The sequence below is a fragment of the Streptomyces kebangsaanensis genome, assembly GCF_001906585.1.
Taxonomy (GTDB): Bacteria; Actinomycetota; Actinomycetes; order Streptomycetales; family Streptomycetaceae; genus Streptomyces; species Streptomyces kebangsaanensis.
In genome coordinates, this window is the sequence record NZ_JUJA01000140.1 from 104120 (window position 1) to 113000 (window position 8881).

Annotated in this window: 7 protein-coding genes and 2 pseudogenes; 3 read left to right on the top strand and 6 right to left on the bottom strand. The window is 71.9% G+C overall.

What is annotated here, in order from left to right:
- Positions 1-364: pseudogene (locus RH94_RS44045) on the bottom strand (hypothetical protein); the annotation flags it as partial.
- A 15-nt stretch (positions 365-379) separates the two neighbouring features.
- Positions 380-523 carry a hypothetical protein gene (locus tag RH94_RS40810; RefSeq protein WP_158073075.1) on the bottom strand — a complete coding sequence of 48 codons (144 nt, stop codon included), beginning with the start codon at positions 521-523 and terminating at the stop codon, positions 380-382.
- Positions 524-614: 91 nt separating this feature from the next.
- Here RH94_RS40810 and RH94_RS20705 point away from each other — a divergent pair, with 91 nt between their 5' ends.
- Complete coding sequence (locus RH94_RS20705; RefSeq protein WP_079189120.1) at positions 615-3410, top strand: penicillin acylase family protein; 2796 nt, start codon at positions 615-617, stop codon at positions 3408-3410.
- A gap of 113 nt (positions 3411-3523) precedes the next feature.
- Here the strand turns inward: RH94_RS20705 and RH94_RS20710 are convergent, their stop codons facing one another.
- Positions 3524-4762, bottom strand: a complete 1239-nt coding sequence (locus RH94_RS20710) for an exo-beta-N-acetylmuramidase NamZ family protein (RefSeq protein WP_073949001.1) — start codon at positions 4760-4762, stop codon at positions 3524-3526.
- Between the two features lie 161 nt (positions 4763-4923).
- Between RH94_RS20710 and RH94_RS20715 the strand changes: the two genes are divergently transcribed.
- Together RH94_RS20715 and RH94_RS20720 are read left to right on the top strand one after the other, a co-directional pair.
- Positions 4924-5688 (top strand): SDR family oxidoreductase, encoded by a 765-nt coding sequence (locus tag RH94_RS20715; RefSeq protein WP_073949002.1) that lies wholly within the window; start codon positions 4924-4926, stop codon positions 5686-5688.
- Positions 5689-5844: 156 nt separating this feature from the next.
- Positions 5845-6438 (top strand): TetR/AcrR family transcriptional regulator, encoded by a 594-nt coding sequence (locus tag RH94_RS20720; RefSeq protein ID WP_073949003.1) that lies wholly within the window; start codon positions 5845-5847, stop codon positions 6436-6438.
- A gap of 102 nt (positions 6439-6540) precedes the next feature.
- Here the strand turns inward: RH94_RS20720 and RH94_RS20725 are convergent.
- The 3 genes and pseudogenes from RH94_RS20725 to RH94_RS20730 form a co-directional block, all read right to left on the bottom strand.
- Positions 6541-7386, bottom strand: an 846-nt coding sequence (locus RH94_RS20725) for an acyl-CoA dehydrogenase family protein (RefSeq protein ID WP_234425912.1), incomplete at its 5' end; no start/stop codon positions are given.
- Positions 7387-7388: 2 nt separating this feature from the next.
- Positions 7389-7754 (bottom strand): annotated as a pseudogene (locus RH94_RS44050) (acyl-CoA dehydrogenase family protein); the annotation flags it as partial.
- Positions 7755-7760: 6 nt separating this feature from the next.
- A complete protein-coding gene (locus RH94_RS20730) occupies positions 7761-8783 on the bottom strand; it encodes a phosphotransferase family protein (RefSeq protein WP_073949004.1) in 1023 nt (340 codons plus the stop codon).
- Positions 8784-8881 lie beyond the last annotated feature (98 nt).

The window sequence follows — 8881 nt, forward strand, 5'->3', positions numbered from 1 at the left end:
CCCGCGGGTCGTCGCACCAGGCCACCCCGAAGCCGCCCCAGGTCAGCCGGTGCCAGTCGTCCACGCTGCCGGGCCTGCGCAGCCCGTCGTGCTTCTCCTTCTTGCGGCGCCTGGCGAACTCGACCTCGTAGGCGAGCCACACCGAACGCGCCTCCTCCAGCTCCTCCAGTGCGGCCACGAGCCGCGCCGGATCGGGAGACCTGTCATCGGGGTCGAACCCCGCCCTGGAGCACAGATGGTCCCAGGTCGCCCTGTGCCCGTACGGCGCGAACCGCTCCAGGCACTTGCGCAGTGAGTAGCGTCGCAGCGCCAGATCGCACCGCGGGTCCCTCACCTGTCTCGCCAGACTTCGGAAACCGGCCATCGCCCTGCACCTCCGTCACACCTGCACCTGTACTTCGATCACTGCGGCGTCGTCGTACGGGGTCGCCGTACCGACGTCGCCGAATGGACGTGCCGACACCCGATCCGGCTCCATCGGTTTTCCGATGCCCTCCATAACGCCGCCCCGGTTGACCTTCACGAGGTGTCTCCAAAAGTGACGCACGTTCATCTTCCCGCCAGGGGATACCGGCGGTAACGTCCCGCTCCCCACCCCGTCGGGAGGAGCTGCCATGCCACGGCGCACCCCACACATCGCGCTCGACAGACTGAGAACTCCCCACAGGTTCCCCGGGTTCCTGAAGGCCGCATCCGTATGCGTCCTCATTGCCGGTCTTTTGTCTCCGCTTTCCCAAGCGGCGGCGGCCGGGGCGGCCACGGAGGCGACGGCCGCGAACGACTACTGCGGCGGCCAGTGCTCCGACATCCTGCCGCCCGGCCAGAACGGCAACGCCACCCTCGCCCAGATCCTCCTCAACCAGGCCTTCGGCACCCAGCCCAGCCACGCCGAGGACCAGCTCGGCCCGTACGCCGACCTGGCCAAGGGCTACCCGGCACTCACCGACGCCAAGATCAACTCCTTCTTCAACGACGCCTCGTTCGGCGTCCCCTCCGGCCAGGCCGCCTCCACCGTGAAGCCCGCGGGCCGCAGCGACGTGACCATCGTCCGCGACAAGAAGACCGGCGTGCCGCACATCACGGGCACCACCCGCTACGGCACCGAGTTCGGCGCCGGGTACGCCGCCGCCGAGGACCGGCTGTGGCTCATGGACGTCTTCCGGCACGTCGGCCGCGGCCGGCTGACCTCCTTCGCCGGCGGTGCGCCCGCCAACCAGGGCCTTGAACAGGAGTTCTGGCGCAACGCGCCGTACACCGAGGCCGAGCTCCAGGCGCAGATCGACGGCGCGGCGGCCCGGGGCGGCGCCCGCGGGCAGCAGGCCCTCGCCGACGTCAACGCCTACCTGGACGGCATCAACGCCTACATCGACGCCTCCGACTCCGGCCGCTACTTCCCCGGCGAGTACGTCCTGACCGGCCACAAGGACTCGATCACCAACGCCGGCACCATCGAGCACTTCAGGACCACCGACCTGGTCGCCCTCGCCTCCGTGGTCGGCGCCCTGTTCGGCTCCGGCGGGGGCGGGGAGGTGAACAACGCGCTGTCCCTGCTGGCCGCCCAGTCCAAGTACGGCGTCGAGGAGGGCACCCGGGTCTGGGAGTCCTTCCGCGAGCGCAACGACCCCGAGGCCGTCCTCACCCTGCACGACGGCAAGAGCTACCCGTACGCCGTCAAGCCCGACAACCCCCAGGGCACGGCCCTGCCCGACGCCGGCTCGGTGACCCAGGAGCCGCTGGTGTACGACCGCACCGGCAGCGCGGCGACCGCCGCCGCGAAGAGCGCCTCCGCCTCGGCCGCGCAGAGCGCCCTGTCCTCCGCCCGGCGCGGCATGTCCAACGCGCTCGTCGTCAGCGGCAGGCACACCGCGAGCGGCCACCCGGTCGCCGTCTTCGGCCCGCAGACCGGCTACTTCGCGCCCCAGCTGCTGATGCTCCAGGAGATCCAGGGCCCGGGCCTCAGCGCCCGCGGCGCCTCCTTCGCCGGCCTGAGCATGTACGTCGAACTCGGCCGCGGCCAGGACTACTCGTGGAGCGCCACGACCTCCGGCCAGGACATCATCGACACCTACGCCGTCGAACTGTGCCAGGACGACTACCACTACCTCTACCGCGGCACCTGCACGGCCATGGAGAAGGTCCAGCAGACCAACTCCTGGAAGCCCACCGTCGCCGACGGGACCGCGGCCGGCTCCTACACCATGCGCGCGTGGCGCACCGAGTACGGCCCCGTCGAGTACCGCGCCACCGTCGGCGGGAAGAAGGTCGCCTACACCACCCTGCGCTCCTCCTTCCTGCACGAGGCCGACTCGATCATCGGCTTCCAGATGCTCAACGACCCCGACTTCGTCAAGGGACCGGAGGACTTCCAGAGGGCCGCGCAGCACATCAACTACACGTTCAACTGGTTCTACGCCGACTCGCGGCACACCGCGTACTACAACAGCGGCGACAACCCGGTGCGGGCGAACGGCGTGGACGCCGAGTTCCCGGTGTGGGCCCGGCCGGCGTACGAGTGGCGCGACTGGGACGCGGCGACCAACACCGCCGACTACACCCCGCCCTCCGCGCACCCGAACTCCGTCGACCAGGACTACTACATCTCCTGGAACAACAAGCAGGCCCTGGACTACACCGCCGCCCCCTGGGGCGAGGGCTCCGTACACCGCGGCGACCTGCTCGAGGACCGGGTGAGGAAGCTGGTCGCGGCCGGCGGGGTCACCCGCGCCTCGCTGGTGAAGGCGATGGCGGACGCGGCCCTGGCCGACCTCAGGGGCGAGGACGTGCTGCCCGGGCTGCTGAAGGTGATCAACAGCTCGCCGGTCACCGACCCGACGGCCGCGGCGGCCGTGGGCAGGCTGCAGACCTGGCTGACCGCGGGCGCCCGGCGCACCGAGACCTCGGCCGGCTCCAAGAAGTACGCCGACGCCGACGCCATCAGGATCCTGGACGCCTGGTGGCCGCTGCTGGTGAGGGCCGAGTTCGAGCCGGGCCTCGGCAGCGGCCTCTACACCGCCCTCACCGCCAACCTGCCGGTCGACGAGTCGCCGTCGGCCGGACACGGCCCGACCGGCTCGCACGCCGGAAGCTCCTTCCAGTACGGCTGGTGGAGCTATGTCGACAAGGACATCCGCGCGGTGCTCGGCGAGCCCGTCCAGGGCCCGCTCGCACGGAAGTTCTGCGGCGGCGGCGACCTCGGCGCCTGCCGGGACGCCCTGATCAGCACCCTGAAGCAGGCGGCCGGGACGCCCGCGGCCCGGGTCTATCCCGGCGACGACCAGTGCTCGGCGGGCGACCAGTGGTGCGCCGACTCGATCGTCCAGCGCGCCCTGGGCGGCATCAAGCACGGCAGGATCGGCTGGCAGAACCGGCCCACCTACCAGCAGGTCGTGGAGTACGGCGGTCACCGGTAGACCGGGCGGTGGCGGGCCGCGTCGGTGGACGCGGCCCGCCACCTGCCGGAGGCCGGGCCGGAGCGGGAGCCGGCCCCGCGTCACGGCCCCGCCTCACGGCTCAGCCGCCGGGCTCAGCCGTAGAGGAGATATCCCTTCCGTGTCCTCCGGAACGCGGCCAGCTCCTGCCGCCAGCCGGCCACCACCTCGTCGGTGGTGGCCCCGCCGTCGATCATCGTGCGCACCCGGGCGGAGCCGGTGAGCTTGTCGATCCAGTCGTCCGAGCGCCAGGCGAAGCCGCTCCAGACCCGCTTGGCGGTCACCAGCAGTGCGATCCCGGTCCGTACGGGGTCGTAGGCGGCCCGGTCGTGCACGTGGATCTGCACCCCACCGACCGTCGTGCCCTGGAACTTGGAGAAGGTGGGCGCGAAGTACGCCTCCCTGAAGTGCACGCCCGGCAGGCGCAGGGCGTTCGCCGCGGCCGCCCAGCGTCCGTCGATCCCCTCCGCGCCGAGCAGTTCGAAGGGGCGGGTGGTGCCGCGGCCCTCGGACAGGTTCGTGCCCTCGAACAGACACGTCCCCGCGTACACCAGCGCGGTGTCGGGGGTCGGCATGTTCGGGCTCGGCGGCACCCAGGGCAGCCCGGAGTCGTCGTAGAACCGCGACCGCTTCCAGCCGGTCATCAACACGGTCTCCAGCGGCACCGGCGTGGCCAGGAACTCCCCGTTGAACAGCCGCGCCAGCTCGGCGACCGTCATGCCGTGCGCCTGCGCGATCGGCTGCCGGCCGACGAACGTCGCGAACTCCTTGTGCAGCACCGGGCCCAGGGCCTCCCGCCCGGTCACCGGGTTGGGCCGGTCCAGCACCACGAACCGCTTGCCGGCCAGCGCGGCGGCCTCCATGCAGTCGTACAGCGTCCAGATGTAGGTGTAGAAGCGGGCGCCCACGTCCTGGATGTCGAAGACGACCGTGTCCACGCCGGAGGCGGTGAAGACGTCGGCGAGCGGCCGGCCGCTCTTGAGGTACGTGTCGTACACCGGCAGTCCGGTGGCCGGGTCGTCGTAGCGGCCCTCGGAGCCGCCCGCCTGCGCGGTGCCCCGGAAGCCGTGCTCGGGGCCGAAGACGGCGACCAGGTTCACCCGGCGGTCGGCGTGCATGACGTCCACGATGTGCCGCACGTCCCGGGTGACGCCGGTCGGGTTGGTGACGATCCCGACCCGTTGCCCGCGCAGCGGCGCGTAGCCGTCGGCGGCCAGGCGCTCGAAGCCGGTCCGCGCCTGCTGCCCGCGGCGCTCGGCCGCGGCCGCCGTCGGCGCGGGCGACACGGCTGCCGCCGTGGCCGCTGCGAGCACACCTCGTCTGGACATGCGCATGGGTGACCTCCGTGAGTGGGGAAGGTGCGAGCCGTGTGTCCTGCGTTGCCGTGGTCACCTCTACGTTGCTGCAGTCAGCCCTTCCCTCACACATACCGACCGGTTAGTCTGACGCGGCAGGGCCGATGCGCCTCGTGTCGCAGCCATGTCGAAGGAGACCGATGGTGGAAGCCGTGCAGGATGCGGGAGTGGTCGTCACCGGGGCCGGCGGGGGCATCGGCGCCGCGCTGGCCCGCAGGTTCGCCGCGGAGGGGGCGCGGGTCGTCGTCAACGACCTCGACGCCGGCAGGGCGGAGGCCGTCGCCGCCGAGATCGGCGGCATCGCGGTGCCGGGCGACGCCTCCGCGACCGTGGCCGGGGCCCGCGACGCGCTCGGCGGCACGATCGACGTCTACTGCGCCAACGCGGGCCTGGCTTCCGCCGGTTCGGAGGCGGCCGGCGAGGAGGTCTGGGCGCGCGCCTGGGACGTCAACGTCATGGCCCACGTCCGCGCCGCCGAGGCGCTGCTCCCCGCCTGGCTGGAGCGCGGCGGCGGCCGGTTCGTCTCCACCGTCTCCGCGGCCGGACTGCTCACCATGATCGGCGCCGCCCCGTACAGCGTCACCAAGCACGGCGCCTACGCCTTCGCCGAGTGGCTGTCGCTGACGTACCGTCACCGCGGGATCAAGGTGCACGCGATCTGCCCGCAGGGCGTGCGCACCGACATGCTGACCGGCTCCGGCAGCGCGGGCGACCTGGTGCTCCGGCCGACCGCGATCGAGCCGGAGGACGTGGCCGAGGCCCTGTTCAAGGGCATGGCGGAGGACCGCTTCCTGATCCTGCCGCACCCCGAGGTCGCCGGTTTCTATCAGGCCCGGGCCGGCCATCCCGACCGCTGGCTGACGAGCATGAACCGCATCCAGCGCACGTGGGAGGAGACCCGGTGACCGCCCCCTGCCGTGCGGCCGGGCCCCGGGCGGCCCTCCTGGACACCGAGGTCCTGCCGGACTTGCCGGGAACGGCAAGTGGGAAGATCCTCCGTCGGGAGCTCCGTTCCCGTACGCACGACAGCGAGTAGGACCACGGAAGGCAGGTGGCGGCAGGTGCCCAGGACGACGGACTCAGGCGGCACTCCGGTGCCGCAGCGGCTCCTGGCCGCCGCCACCCGGCTCTTCGCCGAGCAGGGCTACGACCGCACCTCCGTGCAGGAGATCGTCGAGGCGGCCGGCGTCACCAAGGGGGCGCTCTACCACTACTTCGGCTCCAAGGACGATCTCCTGCACGAGGTGTACGCGCGCGTGCTGCGCGTCCAGCAGGAGCGCCTGGACGCCTTCGCGGACGCCGACGAACCGGTCGAGAAGCGGCTGCGGGACGCGGCGGCGGACGTGGTGGTGACCACCATCGAGAACCTCGACGACGCGATGATCTTCTTCCGCTCGATGCACCACCTCGGCCCGGAGAAGAACAAGCAGGTACGCGCCGAGCGCCGGCGCTACCACGAACGCTTCCGCGCCCTCATCGAGGAGGGCCAGCGGGCGGGCGTCTTCTCCACGGCGACCCCGGCCGACCTGGTGGTCGACTACCACTTCGGCTCCGTCCACCACCTGTCGACCTGGTACCGCCCGGACGGCCCGCTGAGCCCCCAGGAGGTCGCCGACCACTTGGCGGACCTGTTGCTGCGGGCACTGCGCCCGTGAGCTGTTCAGCCCGTCCCGTCTCCGGGGACGCGGACCCCGGAGACGGGACGGGACAGGAAGGAGCGGCGGGGGCGAGAACCCCTCCCGGCCGCTCCCTCCGCGTCACAGGTACTTCTTCAGCTCCCGCCGCGCCAGCGACCGCTGGTGGACCTCGTCCGGACCGTCCGCGATCATCAGCGTGCGCGCCCCCGCGTACAGCTCCGCCAGCGGGAAGTCCTGGCTGACACCCCCCGCGCCGTACAGCTGGACCGCCCGGTCGATGATGCCCACCACCGCCCGCGGCGTGGCGATCTTGATGGCCTGGATCTCGGTGTGGGCGCCCCGGTTGCCCACGGTGTCCATCAGCCACGCCGTCTTCAGCACCAGCAGCCGCAGCTGCTCGACGGTCACCCGTGCGTCCGCGATCCAGTTCTGCACCACGCCCTGCTGACCCAGGGCCCTGCCGAACGCCGTCCGGGACACCGCCCGCCGGCACATCAGCTCGATCGCCCGCTCGGCCATGCCGATCAGCCGCATGCAGTGGTGGATGCGGCCCGGGCCGAGGCGCGCCTGGGCGATGGCGAAGCCGCCGCCCTCCTCGCCGACGAGGTGGGACACCGGCACGCGCGCGTGGTCGAACACCACCTCGGCGTGACCACCGTGGTAGTGGTCCTCGTACCCGAACACCCGCATCGCCCGCTCGACCGTGACGCCGGGAGTGTCGCGCGGCACCAGCACCATGGACTGCTGACGGCGGATGTCCGGTCCGTCCGGGTCGGTCTTGCCCATCACGATGAAGATCCTGCAGTCCGGGTTCATCGCCCCCGAGATGTACCACTTGCGGCCGGTGATGACGTACTCGTCGCCGTCCCGCTCGATGCGCGTGGTGATGTTGGTGGCGTCCGAGGAGGCCACCTCCGGCTCGGTCATCGCGAACGCCGAACGGATCTCACCGGCGAGCAGCGGCTCNNCCACTGCTTCTTCTGCCGCTCGTCGCCGAACTGCGCGAGCACCTCCATGTTGCCCGTGTCGGGGGCCGCGCAGTTGGTGGCGGTGGGTGCCAACTGCGGGGACCGGCCGGTGATTTCGGCGAGCGGGGCGTACTGGAGGTTGGTCAGTCCGGCGCCGTGCTCGGCGTCCGGCAGGAAGAGGTTCCACAGGCCCTGCCGGCGTGCCTCGGCCTTCAGTTCCTCCACCACGGCCGGGGTGTCCCAGGGGGAGGCCAGCGCGGCCCGCTGCTCCTCCGCCACCGCCTCGGCCGGGTAGACGTACTCGTCCATGAAGGCCAGGAGCCTGGCGCGCAGTTCCTCGGTGCGCGCGTCGAACGCGAAGTCCATGGTCGCTCAGCCTTCCTGCAGAGTGGTCAGTCCGTGGTCGATGAAGACGGGGACGAGGTCGCCGATGCGGTCGAAGCCGTGTCCGACCGTCCGGCCGAGCGTGTACCGGTAGTGGATGCCCTCCAGGATCACGGCCAGCTTGAACCAGGCGAACGCCGTGTACCAGGAGACGGCCGAGACGTCGCGCCCCGACCGCGCGGCGTACCGCTCGACCAGCTCGGCGGGGGAGGGGTGCCCGGCCGCCGCGGCCGTCGTGGACACGGGCGAGTCGGGCAGCTCCAGCGGCGTGCTGTACATCGCCAGCAGGCCCAGGTCGGTCAGCGGGTCGCCGAGCGTGGACATCTCCCAGTCGAGGATCGCCTCGATCCGGTCGTCGGTGCCGATCAGGACGTTGTCGAGCCGGTAGTCGCCGTGCACGACCGCCGGCGCGGGGGAGTCGGGCAGCGCGCGCCCGAGCGCCGCGTGCAGTTCGTCGACGCCGGCGAGCTCGCGGTTGCGGGAGGCGTCCAGCTGCTTGCCCCAGCGCCGCAGCTGCCGGTCCAGGAAGCCCTCGGGCCGGCCGAAGCCGGCGAGGCCCACCCCGGCGGGGTCCACCGCGTGCAGCTCGACGAGGGTGTCCACCAGTGACAGCACGGCGTTCCGGGTGCGCTCCTCGCCCAGCGGGGCGAGCTGGCCGGCGGTGCGGTACGGGGTTCCCTCGACGAACTCCATGACGTAGAACGGCGCACCCAGCACCTCCTCGTCCTCGCACAGCAGCACCGGGCGCGGTACCGGCACGTCGGTCGGGTGCAGGGCGCTGATCACCCGGTGCTCGCGCTTCATGTCGTGCGCGGTGGCCAGGACGTGGCCGAGCGGAGGGCGCCGCACGACCCACTTCGAGGTGCCGTCCGAGACCGCGTACGTCAGGTTCGACCGTCCGCCCTCGATCAGCCGGCCGGTCAGGGGGCCCTGTGCCAGGCCGGGCCGCTCTCGGTCGAGCAGGCCGCGCAGCCGGTCGAGATCGAGTCCGGGCGGGTGGTCGGGGCTCATCGTCGCTCCTACGGACGGGTGAAGGGGACCCGACCATGATGCCGACCGGTCGGTATGCCGTCCAGTGCGCGAACCGGACGTGACCGCCGCCACGGCGG